19 protein-coding genes, 1 tRNA gene and 1 pseudogene are annotated in these 18,740 nt (G+C 35.7%); 15 read left to right on the top strand and 6 right to left on the bottom strand.

The genetic code is table 11. The annotated features are described in order from the left end of the window. Positions 1-32: 32 nt before the first annotated feature. The 3 genes from ACFQRG_RS14205 (at position 33) to ACFQRG_RS14195 (ending at position 2,801) form a co-directional block, all read left to right on the top strand. Positions 33-1,217, top strand: coding sequence for a BMQ_0737 family morphogenetic spore coat protein (locus ACFQRG_RS14205; protein ID WP_380967128.1), 1,185 nt, complete (start codon positions 33-35; stop codon positions 1,215-1,217). Positions 1,218-1,324: 107 nt separating this feature from the next. Further along, complete coding sequence (locus ACFQRG_RS14200) at positions 1,325-2,305, top strand: GumC domain-containing protein (protein ID WP_380967126.1); 981 nt, start codon at positions 1,325-1,327, stop codon at positions 2,303-2,305. A gap of 94 nt (positions 2,306-2,399) precedes the next feature. Beyond that, on the top strand, positions 2,400-2,801 hold the full coding sequence (locus ACFQRG_RS14195; RefSeq protein ID WP_380967124.1) for a hypothetical protein: 402 nt from the start codon (positions 2,400-2,402) through the stop codon (positions 2,799-2,801). 353 nt (positions 2,802-3,154) lie between these two features. On the opposite strand, the gene ACFQRG_RS14190 is transcribed toward ACFQRG_RS14195, so the two are convergent. From ACFQRG_RS14190 to ACFQRG_RS14175, 4 genes are all read right to left on the bottom strand, one after another. Next, on the bottom strand, positions 3,155-3,841 hold the full coding sequence (locus ACFQRG_RS14190) for a DUF421 domain-containing protein (protein ID WP_380967122.1): 687 nt from the start codon (positions 3,839-3,841) through the stop codon (positions 3,155-3,157). A gap of 160 nt (positions 3,842-4,001) precedes the next feature. Further along, the gene (locus tag ACFQRG_RS14185; protein ID WP_380967121.1) at positions 4,002-4,424 is read right to left on the bottom strand and encodes a GNAT family N-acetyltransferase; all 423 of its coding nucleotides are present in this window, start codon (positions 4,422-4,424) and stop codon (positions 4,002-4,004) included. Next, positions 4,424-4,939, bottom strand: a complete 516-nt coding sequence (locus tag ACFQRG_RS14180) for a YjcG family protein (protein ID WP_380967119.1) — start codon at positions 4,937-4,939, stop codon at positions 4,424-4,426. Before ACFQRG_RS14180 ends, ACFQRG_RS14185 begins: the two co-directional genes overlap by 1 nt. An 86-nt stretch (positions 4,940-5,025) precedes the next feature. Then, entirely contained in the window at positions 5,026-5,763 is a 738-nt protein-coding gene (locus ACFQRG_RS14175) for an alpha/beta hydrolase (protein ID WP_380967117.1), read from the bottom strand. Positions 5,764-5,973: 210 nt separating this feature from the next. Between ACFQRG_RS14175 and ACFQRG_RS14170 the strand changes: the two genes are divergently transcribed. From ACFQRG_RS14170 to ACFQRG_RS14160, 3 genes are all read left to right on the top strand, one after another. Continuing rightward, on the top strand, positions 5,974-6,528 hold the full coding sequence (locus ACFQRG_RS14170) for a phosphatidylglycerophosphatase A family protein (RefSeq protein WP_380967115.1): 555 nt from the start codon (positions 5,974-5,976) through the stop codon (positions 6,526-6,528). A 218-nt stretch (positions 6,529-6,746) separates the two neighbouring features. Further along, complete coding sequence (locus tag ACFQRG_RS14165; protein WP_380967112.1) at positions 6,747-7,904, top strand: IS200/IS605 family accessory protein TnpB-related protein; 1,158 nt, start codon at positions 6,747-6,749, stop codon at positions 7,902-7,904. A 372-nt stretch (positions 7,905-8,276) separates the two neighbouring features. After that, positions 8,277-8,352 (top strand) — tRNA-Val (locus tag ACFQRG_RS14160). 213 nt (positions 8,353-8,565) lie between these two features. Here the strand turns inward: ACFQRG_RS14160 and ACFQRG_RS14155 are convergent. Continuing rightward, the gene (locus tag ACFQRG_RS14155) at positions 8,566-9,279 is read right to left on the bottom strand and encodes a tyrosine-type recombinase/integrase (protein WP_380967110.1); all 714 of its coding nucleotides are present in this window, start codon (positions 9,277-9,279) and stop codon (positions 8,566-8,568) included. Positions 9,280-9,464: 185 nt separating this feature from the next. Between ACFQRG_RS14155 and ACFQRG_RS14150 the strand changes: the two genes are divergently transcribed. The 5 genes and pseudogenes from ACFQRG_RS14150 to ACFQRG_RS14130 all read left to right on the top strand — a co-directional run bounded on the left by ACFQRG_RS14150 (position 9,465) and on the right by ACFQRG_RS14130 (position 13,034). Next, on the top strand, positions 9,465-9,623 hold the full coding sequence (locus tag ACFQRG_RS14150; protein ID WP_380967108.1) for a hypothetical protein: 159 nt from the start codon (positions 9,465-9,467) through the stop codon (positions 9,621-9,623). Positions 9,624-9,759: 136 nt separating this feature from the next. Next, on the top strand, positions 9,760-10,389 hold the full coding sequence (locus ACFQRG_RS14145; protein WP_380967105.1) for a type II TA system antitoxin MqsA family protein: 630 nt from the start codon (positions 9,760-9,762) through the stop codon (positions 10,387-10,389). Continuing rightward, the gene (locus ACFQRG_RS14140; RefSeq protein WP_380967170.1) at positions 10,389-10,775 is read left to right on the top strand and encodes a Panacea domain-containing protein; all 387 of its coding nucleotides are present in this window, start codon (positions 10,389-10,391) and stop codon (positions 10,773-10,775) included. Before ACFQRG_RS14145 ends, ACFQRG_RS14140 begins: the two co-directional genes overlap by 1 nt. 1,364 nt (positions 10,776-12,139) lie before the next feature. Further along, positions 12,140-12,617 (top strand): annotated as a pseudogene (tnpA, locus tag ACFQRG_RS14135) (IS200/IS605 family transposase). A 306-nt stretch (positions 12,618-12,923) separates the two neighbouring features. Then, on the top strand, positions 12,924-13,034 hold the full coding sequence (locus ACFQRG_RS14130) for a YkyB family protein (protein WP_380967103.1): 111 nt from the start codon (positions 12,924-12,926) through the stop codon (positions 13,032-13,034). A gap of 233 nt (positions 13,035-13,267) precedes the next feature. Here ACFQRG_RS14130 and ACFQRG_RS14125 read toward each other — a convergent pair whose 3' ends face one another. Next, positions 13,268-14,116: a TrmB family transcriptional regulator gene (locus ACFQRG_RS14125; RefSeq protein WP_380967101.1), complete on the bottom strand. Its 849-nt coding sequence runs from the start codon at positions 14,114-14,116 to the stop codon at positions 13,268-13,270. 501 nt (positions 14,117-14,617) lie between these two features. Between ACFQRG_RS14125 and ACFQRG_RS14120 the strand changes: the two genes are divergently transcribed. From ACFQRG_RS14120 to ACFQRG_RS14105, 4 genes are read left to right on the top strand one after another with little or no spacing between them, the layout of a single operon-like run. Continuing rightward, on the top strand, positions 14,618-16,108 hold the full coding sequence (locus ACFQRG_RS14120; RefSeq protein WP_380967098.1) for a hypothetical protein: 1,491 nt from the start codon (positions 14,618-14,620) through the stop codon (positions 16,106-16,108). An 18-nt stretch (positions 16,109-16,126) separates the two neighbouring features. After that, positions 16,127-17,401: an ATP-grasp domain-containing protein gene (locus ACFQRG_RS14115; protein WP_380967096.1), complete on the top strand. Its 1,275-nt coding sequence runs from the start codon at positions 16,127-16,129 to the stop codon at positions 17,399-17,401. Beyond that, positions 17,402-18,205 (top strand): 2OG-Fe(II)-dependent halogenase WelO5 family protein, encoded by an 804-nt coding sequence (locus tag ACFQRG_RS14110; RefSeq protein ID WP_380967093.1) that lies wholly within the window; start codon positions 17,402-17,404, stop codon positions 18,203-18,205. A gap of 31 nt (positions 18,206-18,236) precedes the next feature. Continuing rightward, complete coding sequence (locus ACFQRG_RS14105) at positions 18,237-18,725, top strand: YbaK/EbsC family protein (RefSeq protein ID WP_380967091.1); 489 nt, start codon at positions 18,237-18,239, stop codon at positions 18,723-18,725. Positions 18,726-18,740 lie beyond the last annotated feature (15 nt).

Genomic DNA, 18,740 nt, shown 5'->3' with positions numbered 1-18,740 from the left:
ATGATAGATGTTGAGGAGAAAGGAAGGTATGTATGGGTAACAGTCATAAACACAGGCATATTCCTAAGGCTTCAAACAGCTTGCAAGATGAATGCATACGTGTACCCAAAGTATACGATTGGGTTACTGATACACTGACAGTGACAAGAAATCTTATGTTTTCAAATAAGCAACTTGAGGAAATTGAAAATGCATTAGAGGATCCGGCAAGACGCCCGCTTCGTGTTGTTTGTAAAACGCCTAAAACACCGCCATTGTTCCCATTGACAAACAGCGATCCAAATTTATGTGAAGAAAAGGGCTTTTATTGTGAACAGGTCGGTGAAAAACGCAATGTAACCGTTCCAATTAACGGAGAATTTGTAGATGCACAACTTGTTGACCTTATATTTACCGCAGATGTCGGTCTTGAAGTTATTGATCGCAACGGACACATTGTCACAAAACTTAATACTGATGTATGCGCACTGGAATCCTTTGTATTATGCTATCCGGATGGCACAGATCTTCTTTGCAGGGTTTCTAAAATATTATGCCGTATGTCTTGCGGATCATTACTGCTAAACCGTCCGGCACCATCGTCTATTAAGGTGGAAGTAACATTCTGTGTGGATGTCCAAGTTGAAGCAGAAGTGAAACTTGAAGTGCTGGCAAAATTCTGCTCGCCAAGAAATAATGATATTGAAGCAACTGAAGATGTTGAGCTATGTCCTCCAATTGAATTTCCGAAACAATGCCCTGATATTTTCCCACGTCCTAACTGTGAATGCTCTGCAAGAGGGGAAGCAAGCGGCAGGACAGGAAGAGATGCAACTGAACAAGGAAGAGCAGGCATTGACGCTGATATTTGCCCAAATTGCAGCTTAGTTGACAGCATATTTGAGTTCACCTTTGACGATACAGACACATCGGACGGATTAAAGGATCTTAACTTCTTTGCCACGAGCTTTGATCAAGAGTCCCTGGAATGCAGCGAATGTGACGGCGGCTTGAAATTGATTGTCAGCGGTGAAGGCCGCACTAATAAAGGACATCGCCTTGATTTCAATTTAGCAATGGTTGACAGCAACTTTGGAAAGCAGTTCCAGGTGCAGTTGATTGAGGAAAGAACCGGAGAGATTGTCTTTGATACCGGCATCGTTGATGTGACTGAAGGCAACTTGAATATCGAGGACTGTGTAACTTTCAAAGACTTAAGAGTTAAGAAAACTGTTTAAAAGAGTGAGAGTTTTTTCTCACTCTTTTTCCTATATAAACAAGCAAGAATACCGTCCCTTATTCATATGATGGTAAAAGACCATTATACCTTTAGGGGGCGTTGTTTTTGGATGAACAAAAAGAGGCTCTAAGCTATGCACAATTAGTTAACCGGAAACAATATTATCAAGAGAAATCCCTAAAGTTAGAAAAGGATTTTATTTTTGCCAATGAAAGAATCAGCTCTTTAGAGAATCAGCTTAAGGAAGTTATATCTAAACGGAAGAAACGGGAAGAAAATGCAAAACAAACAGCTGAACAACTTAAGGAGTTAAAAGTATCTTATAAAAATCTTCAGGAAAAATATCAATCAGAAGTCAAAGAATATGAACATAAATTAGCTGCGTTAGAAGAGGAAGCTGAACAGCTTCGCAAGAATCAAAGAGATGACCGGTCGATTGATTATGAAACATATCAGCAAAGGGTCAGAAGCTATGAACAATTATTATCGGAAGTTCAGGAAGAAATTAATGAAAAAGATAAGGAACTCACGGTTTATAAAAGACGTTTAAACATTTTGGAGAAACGATTAAAGGCAGGTGGAGAACTCCAAGTTTCGATAAAGCCGGATCTAAATAAAAAGGAAACATTAGAAAAACCCCAAATAAAAGTAATGCCTTATATTGACTATGCATTAATTGTCGATAAAAGCCGCTGCCTGATTCGCGGTGATCTCATCATTGAAAATGTGGGTGAACAAACGTTAGGTACGCCAATGATATGTTTCCGATTTTATCCTGGAGATGCCGCAATTATTAAGGGAAGGATTATGAATGCGGCTGATACAGACTATAATAAGGACGATCAGCAATTACAATGGGTTTTTCTTGAAAGTGATTGGGCTGAGGAAGCAAAGGAAAGGGGCGAAATTTGGATTCATCCGTTATCATCCGTCAAGATTAACACGAATGAACTAGTAACTTTAAGTGATTTTCAAATTCCAATAGAAACCAAATATTATGACCATGTCTCTGTAGAGGTCTTTGTTTATTTTCAGGATAGTGATTATAAGGTTAAAAGCGTTAATCAAATATTAATCAATGTTTAAATTATAGGTTAGAAGTTTATTGTAGGCTTTGGTCCATACATTTCTACACTATTATGCATATAGTGTCATGAGACCATTTTCAGGAGGGATAACAATGTCTGAAGAGAAAAAGAAGCAGTCAAAAACGATTCATGTAGATACATTGCATATTAAAGCAAATGAGATAATTTTTCATCAAGAGCCTCAGGAAGGGGCTGGACCAAATGGCGAGGGTCCTATGCAAGGTCAGCAAGGTCCGGGTCAATTCCAACAAGGTCAACCGGGGATGCCTCAGCAATTTATGCCGCGGGACTTTTGGGGATTTCCAATTCGGCAGTTTCCAGGGCAACAACAGTTTCAGCCGCAGCAGCAAGAAGGTCAAAATGAGGAAGGAACGCAAGAAGGAGAAGAAAATCAAAATCAAAATCAAAACCAAAATGAAAACGAAAACCAAAATCCTCAAAATCAAGAAGGCGGCCAAAATCAGCCGCCGCAACAACCGGGGGGATGGTTCTAGAAAAGAGCAGCCTATTGGTTGCTCTTTTTTTAGATTCAAAAAAGTATCCAGGCAGCTTTGAAAAGTGATAGCTTTAGGTGCCAAGATAATGGCGTTTAAAAGTTTAGCTGTCACTAATATCGGGAAAAGTCTATAAAAAAGGAGTAAAAACCATTGGGATATCGTTTGCCTGTTGTGATACAAAATGATCGGATATATGTTCAAAGACCATACATGACTTCACGTCAATTAAAAATTCCGCCTGTTTATCGTGTAAATAATACTTTGAGGTATAAACGTCCCTTTAGTTCCCCAAAGTCTAATAATCTTTATGCAATTTTAACAGGGTGCGGGCAACACTTTGATCAATTCATTTAGTCTTTGCCGCCAATTTGTACAAATAACCCGTCCTCTTCACACCATTCAGCAAGCAGCACATCCCTGATTTTGTTAATGTTTCTGTTCTTCAATTCTGTCCTTAACCATTCTTGTGTTCTTCCTATTTGATCGAGATTTTTCTTAATGACTACGCCATCACTGATGACAACGGATGGAAGTGTTGCAGACTTAACCGGCATGTCAAGATCTTTTCTTTTAACATTATCGTACATTGGTTTTTTAATCACAGAAACCTTGCCGTTTGGTTCAAGAATGGCATATTCAACTTCCCTGAAAGAGAATACATTCTTTTCTCTTAACATCATTTGCAAACGGTTAAAGTCCAGTTTATTTTTCTTCATCTCTTTTCGGTTAATGACACCGTTACCTACTACGAGAGCGGGTTTGCTTTCAATGATACCGCGGCTGACATTAAATTTCAGCGTGATGAATTCAACGATAAATATCAAGATACCCCAAATGATAATGGCAAAAACAATCATTGGTAACTTTGCCTTCGGATCATAAATAGCGCCGCCGACGAAATCCCCTAATACGACAACTGCAACAAAATCAAACGGGGTTGCTTCTGCCATAGACGCTCTCCCCATTAACCTGGTCAGGATAAGCAGCCCCATAAAACCAACAATAAGTTCAATGGTTACAGAAAGATAAATATTCACGTGTCATCCTCCTCATTACCCTTTAATATGGGAAGAATGAACAATTTTTATGCGTAATGGCATTTGCAGTAAGGAAAGGGGGAATAAACAATTTCAAAAAGGGGGGGCTGTAGAGAAGCTGTTGCTGAAATAATAAAAGCAAGCCGCAGCTTGCTTTTAATTAGATTCTCTTTTTCATTTGTACGTGCGGAATGCCGGCATCCATAAATTCACCGGAAGTGACTTGATAGCCAATCCTTTTGTAAAATGGAACAGCATGTGTTTGGGCATTAAGAAGGAATTGATTGAATCCCCGTTCCTTGGAGGTTTCTTCAATTTTCTTCATAATGGCTTGACCGACTTTTTTACCGCGGTAAGCATTTAATACACAAATACGTTCGACTTTTACAGTCTGATCTTGAATTCTTATTCGTCCCGCTCCAGCGGGAGTGCCGCCATCGTAGGCGACAAAATGGATGGCATCTTCTTCGTACTGATCTATTTCTTCCTCTTCAGGAACGTTTTGCTCTTCAACGAAGACCTTATAACGGACAGCTAAGGCATCGTTAGATTGTTCCTTTGTTTCAGCAATCAATATATCCATTAATTTTTTTTACCTAAATGGAATGTTTCATAAACAGTCCATACACCGTTATCTAATTCATAGAGCAGCTGAAACCGGTCAACAAGTTCTTCGTGATTAAAGTCCTGCATTTTTAAAGATCCCAGAACATCATTATGCTCTTCATCAGAGAGCTCTTGTCCAATTGTAATATGCGGAACAAAACTATATTCTTCTGTATCTTCAATATCACATGTTCCAAGACGTTCGTGAAGAGCAGTCAGCTGATCTTTTGGTTCGATTTTTAGATAGACAACATTATTGACAGGGTTAAAAGAGCTAACCTTGTCCACTCTAATTTGAATAGGCTCAGATTCTTCTGCAACAGTCTTAATTTGATTAATAAGATCTGTTATTTTTGAATCATCGATTTCAAAAGGCGTTTTAAGCGTAATGTGCGGTGGAATCAAGGCGTAACGCGGATCATACCGCTTTCTGAGAGAATTTACTTTATCTTGAAGTTTTTTTGATGGGAAAATTGCAATACCGTATTTCATAATAATGATTCCTCCTTATTCAGACCATTTTGAATCTTGTATATAACTATTATAACAGTTTTTGATGCGTTTGTATAATGTATACCCTACTTGTCGGCTTTCTTAAACATTTTTTTCATAGCTGTGACGACATCGGGCTGCCATGACTTCCAGGTATGGCTGCCTTCCAGTTCATGATAATAATAATAAGCAAGAGGCTTAGCTTCAAAAATCTCATTAAGCTTACGGTTAGGTTCAAGGAAATCCTTAATCTCGCCTTTAGTGGTTTTGACGGCGGTTTCCTGTTTTCCTATTACATGATAAATTGAAAAACTTGTCATATCCGCTTCCTGAACGTGCTGAATAATGCGCTCATCAACATATGGGGAGTGCATAATAACATTAGAAAAGGTATGAGGATATTTTAATGCGGTTAATAATGATACTGTACCGCCAAGAGAATCGCCAATGAGTGTACGGCTGCCCGCTAAATCATCAATGGAAAATCTATTCTTCATATATGGTAAAAATTCATAAACAAGAAAATGGATATAGGCATTGTGCAGACTGCCGTCAGGATGATATTTTTCCCAGCGGACTTGAGGGTTTTCATAAGGAATGCCGGCAATAATAACATCCTCAATGTCCCTTTCGCTGATCAGTTTATCCGCAACTTTATTAATGCGGCCTAATTGGAAATAATCACGCCCGTCTTGAGCAATCACAAGCGGATATGTATATAAATCAGAGTAGTTATATGGGAGATACACCATAAAGGTGATGGATTGATTAAGATAGTTACTTTGAATTGTGTATTCTTCAATGGTTCCTCTTTGTTGTGCCATGCTGTTCCTCCATCAAATAATGAAAATAATCACTGTATTTACACTTATTTTAACATAAGTGATATAATAAAGTGAAACTTCCTTTACAATGACGATGATTTACAAAAATCATTGGTTATGGGAAGCGAAATGTGTTTAAAAATAATTCGAACAGGAAAATAAAAATGTATAAAGATCAATACACAAACAGTCAGTCAGAGGGGGAGTTAGATGAGGAAGGATAGAGTTCATAGCAGGGAAGTGGCTCATGCGGCGAGATCCCTCCTAAAAGAGAGAGGCGTTGAAATCAAGGATATTGCCGAAATTGTTTATGATATGCAGTCGCCTTACGCGCCGATGCTTTCACTGGATGCCTGTACAGAAAGTGTTGAAGCGGTCCTTGAAAAACGTGAAATGCAGCATGCACTTCTGGTAGGTGTCGAATTAGATAAATTAGCAGAGAAAGGTCTGCTTTCTGAACCTCTGCAATCGATAGTAGAACAGGATGAAGGATTATTTGGCGTTGACGAAACAATTGCTATCGGTGCGGTATTCGGCTACGGAAGTATAGCTGTGACAACTTACGGCTATCTTGATAAAGCCAAAAACGGCATTATTAAAAAGCTTGATAATAAAACCGGTCAAGGTGTCCATACATTTTTGGATGATCTTGTCGCAAGTATTGCCGCCAACGCGTCAAGCCGGCTTGCCCATCACATTCGTGATGAAGAAGAGAGTAAGACAACCTTGTTATTTGACCCTGAAGATCAAGAAGATATTAGTTAACTTATATCTGTAAATATTAATATATTTAAAAAATCCGGGGGTGTTTCCCCGGATTTTAAAATTTATTATTTAACCGAGAAGTCCCCTTCCTCAAGCTTTGCTAGGGGGGGGATGAATCGGATGCTTTTGGGCTTTTGCCATTTTGTACTTGCCTTTACTTTCTGTATAATCTATAATAATGTCAAGGTTTAGAACATGCGTTCCCTTTGGAGGCAAAAATGAAAAAGGCTTATTTTTCGAGGTTAGTCTTTCGTCTCTACCGTCTGGAAGAAAAGAAACAGAAATATAAAACTCACATACCCAGTTGCGTATTTGGTGGTAAAAAGTTGTTTAAGTCACAATTTACTAAGGAAGAATATCAACAAAACCACGAAAAATGGCAAGAAATCTTTCATCAAGCACGGACGAAACAAATGATGATCTCTGGCCGGAAGGATGCCAAATCTGGAAATTTTGTTTTCCAGTATAATATAGAGAATCGGGCATTGCACTTCACCTCCATGAGAGGTAAAGCTTTTACTATCCCGTTCGTTTTGTTCCCGTATGGACAAGAGATTGTCAACAACGTGATTTTAACCCAACAAACCTGTAAAAACAAAAAAGTCGATGGCAAACCGATCTCTTGGTCAATTGAGGATCACAGAGACTACTATATTATCAAATGTTTAGCAGAGGTTACTCCCAACCCATATGTTAATTTCAGTACCTCTGAAGGCGTTATCGGCGTGGATTGTAATGTTGACCACTTTGCTTGGGCTGACCTCACAAATGACGGCAACTACCTTGAAAGTGGAAAATTAAAGTTTTCTATCGAAGGTAAAACAAGCGGTCAAATAACAAAAATCATAGAAGCCAAAGCCATCGATTTAGTCGATATAGCGGTTCAAAAAAACAAGCCCATTGTTCTCGAAAATCTGGATACAACGCTATCGAAAACGGGTAATAGATATGCCAATAAGAAAGCGAACCGTTTAAAGAGTCTATTTGCCTATAAAAAGATGATCATTGCGGTCACAAGCCGTGCAGAAAAAATGGGTATCGATGTGATTCAAGTTAATCCGAAATATACGTCTGTCGCCGGAAAACTGAAATATATGCGCAAATTTGGTATATCTATTCATCAAGCTGCCGCATTTACTATCGGGAGACGCGGTCTCGGATACAAAGATAAACCGCCAAAGATCCTTCATCAATATATTATTCGTCATAACGTTCATCATTGGTGTCATTGGCACACGTTAAACAAAAAGCTAAACGTTCGAACGCATCTTTTTTACACACTTTTTAATGTCAATACCCCTCATCAAAGTATAAACTTATATAATCAAAGTCTTACAGAAAATGAACGTAAAAAATTATTTAAGGCATTAGCTTAAAAATAACTTATGAATAAATCAATCAAAGCACCATTGTACCAGTCTTTTACTCTAGTCACCGGAGCAGATGGCTATTCTAGGAGCTGGGCGCATTATAATGAGTGCTGTATGAAACCTCTATGCTTATTTGAGGATGGTGAACCTTCTTGTGCTTGCTTAGACAGGAGACTCAAGTTGGTCGTTCGCAAGGAATACGTCCGATAATAGGTATGGTTGAACCCTCTTGTTGAACGGAGGGAGTTCTAGGCGTTTTTAACTAGAATCTCCCACCTCAAGCTGGCCTAGGTGGGTAGTTCAATAATAAAGTGTTAAAAAAGTGTTGACAGTTCGACAAAATTCGTTTATATTTTATACATGGTCATCAACAAACACGATCCGTTAGCTCAGTTGGGAGAGCGCCACCTTGACAGGGTGGAGGTCACTGGTTCGAGCCCAGTACGGGTCACCATACATAAATCTGTTACCAACGCGGTTTCTCGCTATTATCGAGAGGTCGCGTTTTTTAATAGAAAATGCTTTTGGCACCAATTTGGCACCTTTAGTTTATAAAGTGATAATTAGACTTATTAATCCACCTTTCCGAATATGGATTGACTAAGTTGTATCGCGGCATTTTCTTGAAGGCCAGGAGTTACATGTGAGTAAGTATCAAGTGTTTGTCTTACAGAAGAATGGCCAGTCTTTCAGCAACTATTTTAGGATTAACACCTTGGATTAATAGAATAGTTGCATGTGTGTGCCTTAGATCGTAAAATCTTATATGTTTAATGCCATATTCATCGATAGCCTTTTTACGAAGTCGTTCCCAAATCCGATTGAAGTTTCCATAATTAATTGGTGTTCCATAACGTGTACAAATAACCAAATCATGTTCTTTATATTGGGACCTATATTTCATCTTCTCTTTAAGAATTGTTTTATGATGACTTTTTAGAAAACTAAGAAAACTAATAGTATGATCATCCAAAGCAATTGAGCGTTTCCTATTATTAGTTTTTGGTGGAGTGAATTTCTTTTTCCTATTTAGAACCTGTCGAACATGAATTGTTTTCTTATAAAGATCAATATCTTTCCATCTTAAACCTAATAGTCTACTCTGATTCATCCCTGTCATTAAAGCTAAATGGAAAGCGTAATAGAGTCGCTCTCCACGGGCAACACTAAGAAAATTTGAAACCTCTTCTTCAGTCCAGTAGTCCATCTCAGCTGATTCATGTTTTGGAGGTTTAACTTTTTCCGCGACATTCTGTTTTACTATATCCCTTTCATTAGTATATTCGAGTGCTGCTTTAATTATAGTATGTGTTTTTGCGATAGTTGAGTTTTCTAAATTTAATTTATCACTCATTTCGTTATATAATTCTTCAACATGCATTGATGTAAGTTTATCCAGACTAACGTTCCCTAATTTGGGTTTAATGTAATTTCTTCCACCATACGAAGAAATTATTGAACAAATGAAGCAACAAAACGTCCCTCAATCTCAATTTGTTGAGGGTGTTTGGTGGAGAAAATCCGGTTAATCCGGGCTTTTTTTATTTTTTCAAAGGGGGTGAACGGATGAGTACAGTTGGTTCAGCGAATATACAAATTACGGCTGATGATTCCCAGGCGAGAAAGACGGTTAAAGGGTTTTTTGGCTTTCTAAATGGCATAGGGACAGACCACAAGATGGTAAAGTTATTTGGGAATTCAAAAGGGAAATTAATAATGTATTGACCTATATTAAATTGAAAATCGATCACCGTCGTGGATGTGTGTCTTTATCTTTCCACAAAGATTGGTAAAAATACCTTTACATTCTAAAAGTAAACGTTAAACGTAATGGGGGAAAAATACAATGGAGGGCATTAAAATGTTAGAATCAACAAGGACTAAATATTGCGACAATTGCCGGTGTGATGTTGAAGCTAAGATAGTTGAGCGAAATTCAACCTATACTTTTAAAGGTGAAACTTTTGAAATAAACGAAAGGGTTTTAATATGTAGTTGTGGTGAAGAGTTATATGATGAAGTTTTAGATTCAGAGACCATGAAGATTCTTACCAGAATGTATGAAGAAAGAATTGGCCTTTCTCTAAAGGATATTAAAACTATACGTAACCAATATGGTTTATCTATGGAATTATTTGCACGTATTTTGGGATGGAGTAAATCCACTATCGTTCGCTATGAAACAGGAAAGTATATTCCCGATTCCTCCCATATGACTATTTTAAAACGATTAAAAGATCATCCAGAAGTGATAGATGAATATTACAAACTTAATAAACATAAATTTAATGAAAAAGAACAAGAAAAAATTAATAAGAAACTTTCAAATACTGATGAGATAAAAGTGGAAAAGAGTCTGGTTGACACCCTAAATGTAAACTATAAACTAAACGAGAAAACAATTGAATCCGGATATAGTTCATTCAATCTTAATAAATTAATAAATATGGTACTTTTTTTGCCGAAAAGGGTGTTCAAAAAAACAAATTGATGAAATTGCTATTTTATGCAGATTTCTTAAATTATAAACGCAATTTACTTTCTATGAGTGGAATTCCTTATGTTCGCCTTCCATATGGGCCTGTCCCTAAAGATCACGATTTACTTTTATCGACAATAGAGAAAAATAAAATGATTAATATTGATTATGAATTTATAAATGAATACACCATAATAAATATTAAATCTCTACAAAAATTTGACGATTCTTTATTCAGTAATGAAGAAATAAAAATACTACAAAATGTTCATGACTTTTTTAAAGATTATGGTTCTGTTTCTATAAGTGAATTCTCTCATGAAGAAGATGGGTGGAAAAACACTTTAGATAGACAGATTATTTCTTATGATTATGCCGAAACATTAAAAATAAATTAATCAAAAAGGGGGGATACCCCCCTTAAATTCTTTCTATAACCTCTTCAACATCATTTTTTGCCTATTGACTAACGTTGAAACCTCATATGCCTCATCTGATCTTTATGATTTGGAGTATATAAACTTTTCAGGTTTGTCACAATAAGGCGTGGTTTCATATCTGGTTATTCATAAAATAGATCACCCCCCAAGAACTTTTTCACTTTAATTTACCTTACAAAAAAGGCCAAATAACGACTTATTTTATATATAGAAAAGTCTTAGTGAAAGCGCTAGCTTTTATAAAATTTTATAGAGTTACACTAATAGATAAAAATCTCATGATGAATTGGTCAAGTCGCGGAGCGTTAGATTTTGTTAAAATTATCGCTCCTTCTTCTAATATAAAAAGTGACCTTGATCTTATCGCTCTTGGGGTTGATATTATCTCAATCTATCCAATAGTGAATATTGCGGATGAATTGAGCCACTTATGCGTAATTTTGAGCCACCGATTGCGGAAAAAAGAGCCACCATTTGCGGAGCAGAGAGCCACTAATAGTACAACCGCTTTTTATGAAATAGAGTCAGAGCCACAGCGGAGCTGCTTGTCATTGACTGTAACGCCCGATTCTTTGCATTTGCTGGAAAGGGTCGGGGCCCCGCCAGCAAATGCTTAGAACCGGATTGTCCGTGTTATCATACTTGAGCAGGTGTGCCTATTTGGCATTATTTATGACAGACCTGCGATTGTTTGTTCCTCAACACGGACAAAAGTTAAGTCAATGGTGGCGGACAATAGTATTTGCTCTAATTATGGCGAAACATTGGCGGTGGATCGTCTTTCCGCAATTACTGGCTCAGACATCCGCATATGGTGGCTCAAAACTCCGCACTGCTGGCTCAAACTGTCCGCAATACTTCAACAAAATATTGTCTTATTCAATAAAGAATATGGTTAAAGCAAAAGCATAACTTACCACCAATTGGGGCTCTAAGTCAGTCGTTAAATAGTGTAAATTTTATATAACCGAGAAAAAAGCCCAGATGATCCACCAATAGGAGAGATGAAAATTAAACGTAAAAAGGTAGGATCATACGTTAAATTAGATTATAATGAAGGCTTCAAGATCTCAATTTGGCAAAAATTTGCGTTAAAAGTTATGGCAAGTAGTAAATACAATCCATTGATGAATCCCAGCCTGTTAAAAAAGAAAAGTAGTTTACTTTCCCGTATCTTGGATACGGGAAATATTATTATAAAATGAAAACCATACGCTAGGCGTATGGTTCCGGAAAGCTTTCAGCGATGTAACAAAAAAAACCCCTCTAGTGAAAATAAATTTTGGTTCGCCAACCAGATTTATTTTACTAGGAGGGAGCTTATGTCATCTGACATAAACAGTTTAGCACATACTAAGTGGAATTGTAAGTATCACATTGTTTTTGCACCAAAATACAGAAGACAAGTCATATATGGAAAAATAAAAAAAGATGTAGGTATAATTTTAAGACAATTATGTGAAAGAAAAGGTGTAGAAATTATTGAAGCAGAAGCCTGTAAAGATCACATTCATAAGCATACCACCCAAGATAAGTGTGTCCTCCTTTGTGGGATATTTAAAAGGAAAAAGTAGTTTAATGATATTTGATCGCCATGCAAATTTAAAATATCGGTATGGGAACAGGAAATTTTGGTGTAAAGGTTTTTATGTTGATACAGTAGGAAGAAATAAGAAAGTAATTGAAGAATATATACGAAATCAAATACAAGATGATATAGTCGCAGAACAATTAAGTATGTTCGAATATATAGATCCATTTACTGGTGAAGAAGTAAAGCAGAGAAAAAAGAGAAAATAGGGAGACCCTTTTAGGGTTGCCGAAAAGTAGTGCGGTTGGCGAACTTTTCAGTGCCCTTTGAAGGGCTGGCCAGTAACATAGGCTTTCAGCCGCAGAGCAAACCACCCGTTTTCACGGGTGGTTTTGATTATAAGCATGGGAGGGATAATTATTAAACAGAAAGAAGATTTAATAAAAAGATACGCCGATCTATCAAAACTTATCCTAATGAAAAGCCAAGAAAGTGGGCCTTCATCATTCCGAAAATCCACGTTTGTCTCAGCAAATATTTACTGTAATGATCTAATGTAGGGAGTATTTTTTTATATGCCACCAACAAGGCAAGATTTTAAAACATTACATCATTTGAGTATAACAACAGATCGGAAAAATCCAAAAGTAAAGTTATCCTTAAAGTTGGCAAAGACGATTCTTTAAGCGTATACTCGGAAAATCGTAATGTTAATCGTGGAAATTATCAATAAAATGTCTTATCTTATAATTTCTGCTTAAGCATATTATGCGATCTTCATACTTATCTTCAAAACGTAATTTATTAGTGTATCAAAATAATGAGAAATCCTTACACAATAATCCTGAATATCAAGTTTAGGGTTTTTCAATCTTCTTATTGTTCCATTCTAAACAATCTGTTTTATATTCCTACTGACTTATTCAACAAGTTCTTTACTGTATTTACTTTTTTTTAACCAAAATTCATCTGGCAGCATTTTTTGTCCAAAGAAATGTTCCATTTCTGGAAGTATCCAACTATCAAGCATTTGTTGATCCCCTTTTTCTACCAGTCTGTTGACCAAGACATCATGCCAAATATAGTCCTCTAGTAAAAAAAGATGCACTAGATCATTAGTATAGAAAGCTTTTTCATTTTTCTCAGCTGCATGTCCGTATAAAAGTTCCCGACTATCCACGGAAAGAATAAACCACTTATTATTAGATAAGCTATTCATATAATCATTCTTTCGATGGCTATGCAAACCTTTTAAAGGTTTTTCTACATCAAATACTATGCCTCGGATACTACAATTTTGCCGCGCACTTTCTTGAAGAGATGGTAGGAGTTCTGTGTACATTGGATCCCACATTGAAAGTAAGATTTGCTTTGTGGCACTTTGGATTAATGATCTACAAAAAGATAGGATACCTTCTGTTCCCTTAACGGTAGAAATGTAGTTTTCGCGTTCTGGCTGCTGTTTTTCTATAGCCTTCAGTTTAGATTTTGCATTTTGATATGAAGTTTCCCATTTCTGCTTTTGTTGATCTAAAAAAGCATCAACGGGAAGTGCACAATAAGTTTTAGTACCATCTTTACCCTCTTCTGTCATAACCAATCCTTTATCTACAAGGGACTGTAAAATATCATAGATTCGTCCACGGGGAATCCCAGATAGTTTACTGATTTGATATCCAGTAGATGTACCAGAGCTTACTAAGGATGCAAAAGCCTTAGCTTCATACTGAGTAAGTCCGAAGGTTTGTAATATTTTAATTAAATCCATTTACTAATACCTCCTTTTATTGATTGTAAAGCGTTTTCATAACATAAGCGTTTGAAATAAACATGAACTTCAATAGGGTTGTTCGCAAATTTATATTATCATGCCCCTTCTTATAATAGGTCAAAATTCGAGAGGAAGATAGAGGATTTATGCAACTTTGAATAATAAAAGTCATATAAGAATAACCCTAGTTATGTTTATTTAGTATATCAAGTTTAAGATAGTTCTACAAAAAAACTACTCTTATGAAATAAAGGAGTATAGATTTTTTAGAATCATTCGTATTAAAACAAAATTACCCTTGCATTATATTATAGTCACCATTATAATGGTGACGTACCCATTCAAATGGTTACTATGGGAATAAGGGGGTATTGATAATATTTGATAATTTTATATGTGTAAAAATGGTTAGATATTATAACCAATTAAGGAAATTAAATTTATTGAAAAGTTATTTGTTAACTCGCTAAATACTTAAATACGCTTGGAGGAATTTGGATGGAAACAGTAATGTTAAAACAACTTGATATGTTGGATATATTTGAAAAATATATAGGTAAATTAGGTATAGAGGATGCTGAGAGATGTAGTAATCGTTTGTATGCAATGCTTCCTGATAAAAATAATTTAAATAATAATGGAGTTTTTGTAGCTTATGGTGGAGGAAAAGACAGCTCATATATGATTGCCTTTGTTCGTTTAGTACAGATTATTATTTTTAAGAAACACGGTCATACCTTCCGATTACGTGTAGCCACTAATCGCCACACAGGTATGCCGAAAGCAGTTATGGAGAATATTGATTCTGTTTATAAAGCTCTTTCTCTATATGATGATCCGAACGTAGAAACGTTAATAATTGATGGTACTACGGTAAAGGAATTTGACAAAAACTTACCACTTCCCGCGGAAATCATAGAACAAAATAGAACAGATATTTTGATGACGGGTCATCGATGTAATGGTGATGCACGTCCAACGTTTTGTAATGCATGCAATTTGAGTATGGTTAATTCTTTTGGAGTCGCTTTATCGTATGGTGATGTCATAAATATAGTTATAACTGGGGATTCAAAAGAAGAACAAAAGGCATATGGCTTATGGATAAAGCGATTATTAAATAAGTTTGGATTAAAATATCCTAAGTATCGAGGGTTTAAATCATTTCTTAGCGCTGTTAATGAGATTTCAAAGTTTTATTTTAAAGATATTCATGGAAAAGAAAATCAATTAGAGATTGAAAAACGTCAGATTAAATATAAAGGTATTTCACAACCTCCAATGTTCTTTTCAATATATGAAGATACATCCTATAAGGCTGGGGATCATTGGGAACTGTTAGTTGATTATTTGGGATTTAAATTTGATGATTTAGCATTTAGTTTTACCGAATCAGATTGTGTTAATCCTGCCATCATGGCTCATTTAAGAGGATTAAAAGTGGAGTATTTATATGGCAGATCTTATAAAGAGGGGATTGAGGAGTATGTAGAATTTACTACGAAACTTATGAAACAAAAAGAGTTTCCTGAAGATTTAATCCAATTAGCCCAAAGCAGATATGGTAATTCTGAAAAAATAAAACAAATGAGAAAGAAAATTGGTCAATATACAGAAGAGGCTTTGGGGATTCGAGAAGAACAATTAATTTGCATGGTATTTGCTCCATTTGCAGGAGAAGGTGAAAATCTTGAAGTGTATTTACGTAACCGACAACCTTGGTTACTTCCACAAATTTGTGAAATACATAAGTTGTTAGCTAATCCTGAAGTAGAATTCTCTAATAAAAATCTTTTGATTTCGTACTTAGAGGATTTAAGCGGGCTTACTTTTGAACAGCTGCATACTTTGTATAAATTAGAATTGTCAACTTCTAATAGATTATCTCCTATTTCCACAATTTTAGAAGATGATATTCATAAAGAAGTTATTAAAACAAGGACCAAAGAAAATGGGCCGGTGGTAGAGGAGTTAATTTCCGGTCGCTAAAAAGTAGGGAGGAAGTATATGGACCAGCCAGTTTTTATACAAATAGGTGCAACAAGAGATGGACTAGATCCATATTTACAAGCTGCACGAAAAAATAATCTATTTACAGTATTAATTGAAACTCCTGATTATATTCGATTTCGTGAAACAATGGGGTATCCAGAATTTGATTATACAATCGCACTTTCTCATCCCACTAATTCAAATGATGTATTACAAGAACTAAAGCAATTTGGGGACAACATAAAATTAGTTTTAGCAGGTTTTGAACGATATACTCTTACATCTTATCATGTTGCTAAATATCTAAATTTACCTTATGCAATATCAGAGACATTTATGCCCCTTAATAAATTTGAACAGCATGAATTACTAAAAAATACTACTACAATACGGCAACCAATGTTTTTAATTAAATCAGTAAACCATTCGTCACTAATGTTAGATAAATTAACTTATCCATTAGTTGTTAAACCGGTTGATGGAGGGGGAGGTTTAGGAGTATTTTATGTTCAGTCTGCTCAGGAGGCTAAAATAGCTATTGAAGAAATTAGTAAGTTGACTAATTACGATGGGGAACATTTTCAAGGAATTATATTCGAAGAATTTATCCCCGGACAAGAATATTCTGTACAAGGCATGGTTTATGATGGGAATATACAAATCTTAACATGTTGTACTAAATTAAGTAGGCTTGAGAAATATGACCGAAATTCATATATACATGGATTTCGTGAAATTGGTCACATTGCCCAATCAGGGATTTCCGTAGATGGTGATGTTTACAAGTTTGTTAGCGAGGTCATTAAAGGATTTAAATATAAAAATGGGCCCTTTCATATTGACTTTATTCAAAATAGTGATCAATTCTATTTTATTGAGGCTGGATTTCGTCTTTCAGGTGGCCGTGTTGTATCTTTGGTTCAAACCGTAACTGGATTAAATTGGGGTCATTTGGTTGTTGATTTGTATTTAGGAGATTTAAAAATTAAGAATACATTATCAAACGGTGTTTATGGACAAATGAATGCTATGGCAGAAGATGAAATATTGAGAGCTAAAGAATTACAAGAGCAAGGGTACCCAGTAAAAATTGCTCGGCTTCCTAATAGACCATTGGAAGCAGAATCTCAACTAAAACATGCAAAAACATTGATGGCAGACCGTATACGTCATAAAACACCACTTGCTCAAATAAAGAGTTACTCTACATCAGTTACAAAGGTTATGTCTTTATTGATCCAATGTGTTCCTGATGTTTTACAAAATAAACTAATTAAGGAGGAAGTATAAATGGAAAAAACAATGTGGAGTGAAGTTATTTATAATTCAGGAGATACCCCACTGGGGCATCAACATATTTTTGATTTAGTCAACAACAAATGTTCAGGGATAGTTTTGAGAGGAGTTCTTGATTCTCAAAGTTTGTCACAATGTCAAGATGCAATTGATGAGTACCGGAATCGTGCCGAGACAAGTGAATATACAAATGGTAGTTTAACGACAATAGGTCCTTATTTAGCCCGTAATATTGAAACTCCTGATGTGTATTTTGATAGAGCCAACACTACAGATGAGTTATTTCCGAAAAAAGAATTTGATTTAAGAGCTCAGGTAAGAGAGACCCTTCAAAAGGTTTTTGATTTTGATTCAATTCGCGTTGCTAACGATAATGGATACTCTTATGCTCCTTGTGTTGTACGCCTTCATGGTGATGGTGTATCCAATCCGTTACATAATGATATGATTGCTCGTGATTGTAATCACACAACACTGTCTCTAAAAAAACTAGTTGCTCAACTAAGTTGTGTTGTGTGTATTCAAGAATGTGATTTTGGTGGAGAACTTATGCATTATCGAAAAGTTTGGAAACCAGAGGATGAACAATATAAAATCCCACGGGGACTTGGATACAATCATAAAGTAGTTGAGGATGTTGAATGTTGGAAATTTAAACCTGAAACTGGGGATGTATATCTTATTAACCCTACAAATTATCATTCTATCGAAAAAGTGGGTGGAACTGAGAGAAGAACATTAGGATTTTTTATTGGGTTTTATGAAGACAATTTAAAGAATCCTGTCGTATGGGGCTAACACTTATTAAATTTGGAGGGAGAAGCTTGTAATGGAGAAGACAACAAATACCGTATATTATAGGATTACGAGTTTACTCAACAAAAACAATATCCCATATAAGGAAATTAAACATCCTCCAGAGGGAGAAACAGTACGGGTCAGTCAGCTTCGTGGGAATGATTTGTCACAAGCTGCTAAGGCTATGGTAATACAACTTAAACTTAGTAAAAAAGAAAAACTATACTATTTAACTGTTATACCAGGTGATCGTCGATTAGATTTTGAGAAGATTCGAAATTTAAATAAAGCCCAAAAGGTAATGTTAGCTCCTAAAGAGAAAGCAGAAATTTTAACAGAATGTGAGATGGGAACAGTTCCGCCGTTTTCATTTAATAATGAATTACCATTATTAGTTGACCCATCTTTAAAAGAAAATAAAGAAATTATATTTAATGCAGGCCAATTAGACTGTTCTATTAAACTTGAAATAAGGCACTATCTTAATCTTACAAAACCTAAAATTGTAGAGATTACTTAATTCTGTACAAATATA

The sequence above is a fragment of the Scopulibacillus cellulosilyticus genome (assembly GCF_042665295.1).
In the GTDB taxonomy this organism is placed as follows: domain Bacteria; phylum Bacillota; class Bacilli; order Bacillales; family Sporolactobacillaceae; genus Scopulibacillus_A; species Scopulibacillus_A cellulosilyticus.
This window is presented reverse-complemented; position numbering and strand designations above follow the sequence as displayed.

Excerpts from the sequence above, each read along its gene's own strand:
- ACFQRG_RS14185 (WP_380967121.1), bottom strand. The coding sequence starts at position 4,424 with ATGGATATATTGATTGCTGAAACAAAGGAACAATCTAACGATGCCTTA.
- ACFQRG_RS14105 (WP_380967091.1), top strand. The coding sequence starts at position 18,237 with ATGGAGAAGACAACAAATACCGTATATTATAGGATTACGAGTTTACTC.
- ACFQRG_RS14145 (WP_380967105.1), top strand. The coding sequence starts at position 9,760 with ATGTTAGAATCAACAAGGACTAAATATTGCGACAATTGCCGGTGTGAT.
- ACFQRG_RS14195 (WP_380967124.1), top strand. The coding sequence starts at position 2,400 with ATGTCTGAAGAGAAAAAGAAGCAGTCAAAAACGATTCATGTAGATACA.
- ACFQRG_RS14170 (WP_380967115.1), top strand. The coding sequence starts at position 5,974 with ATGAGGAAGGATAGAGTTCATAGCAGGGAAGTGGCTCATGCGGCGAGA.
- ACFQRG_RS14130 (WP_380967103.1), top strand. The coding sequence starts at position 12,924 with ATGCCACCAACAAGGCAAGATTTTAAAACATTACATCATTTGAGTATA.
- ACFQRG_RS14205 (WP_380967128.1), top strand. The coding sequence starts at position 33 with ATGGGTAACAGTCATAAACACAGGCATATTCCTAAGGCTTCAAACAGC.
- ACFQRG_RS14110 (WP_380967093.1), top strand. The coding sequence starts at position 17,402 with ATGGAAAAAACAATGTGGAGTGAAGTTATTTATAATTCAGGAGATACC.
- ACFQRG_RS14150 (WP_380967108.1), top strand. The coding sequence starts at position 9,465 with ATGAGTACAGTTGGTTCAGCGAATATACAAATTACGGCTGATGATTCC.
- ACFQRG_RS14120 (WP_380967098.1), top strand. The coding sequence starts at position 14,618 with ATGGAAACAGTAATGTTAAAACAACTTGATATGTTGGATATATTTGAA.
- ACFQRG_RS14180 (WP_380967119.1), bottom strand. The coding sequence starts at position 4,939 with ATGAAATACGGTATTGCAATTTTCCCATCAAAAAAACTTCAAGATAAA.
- ACFQRG_RS14125 (WP_380967101.1), bottom strand. The coding sequence starts at position 14,116 with ATGGATTTAATTAAAATATTACAAACCTTCGGACTTACTCAGTATGAA.
- ACFQRG_RS14165 (WP_380967112.1), top strand. The coding sequence starts at position 6,747 with ATGAAAAAGGCTTATTTTTCGAGGTTAGTCTTTCGTCTCTACCGTCTG.
- ACFQRG_RS14155 (WP_380967110.1), bottom strand. The coding sequence starts at position 9,279 with ATGCATGTTGAAGAATTATATAACGAAATGAGTGATAAATTAAATTTA.
- ACFQRG_RS14115 (WP_380967096.1), top strand. The coding sequence starts at position 16,127 with ATGGACCAGCCAGTTTTTATACAAATAGGTGCAACAAGAGATGGACTA.
- ACFQRG_RS14175 (WP_380967117.1), bottom strand. The coding sequence starts at position 5,763 with ATGGCACAACAAAGAGGAACCATTGAAGAATACACAATTCAAAGTAAC.
- ACFQRG_RS14140 (WP_380967170.1), top strand. The coding sequence starts at position 10,389 with ATGAAATTGCTATTTTATGCAGATTTCTTAAATTATAAACGCAATTTA.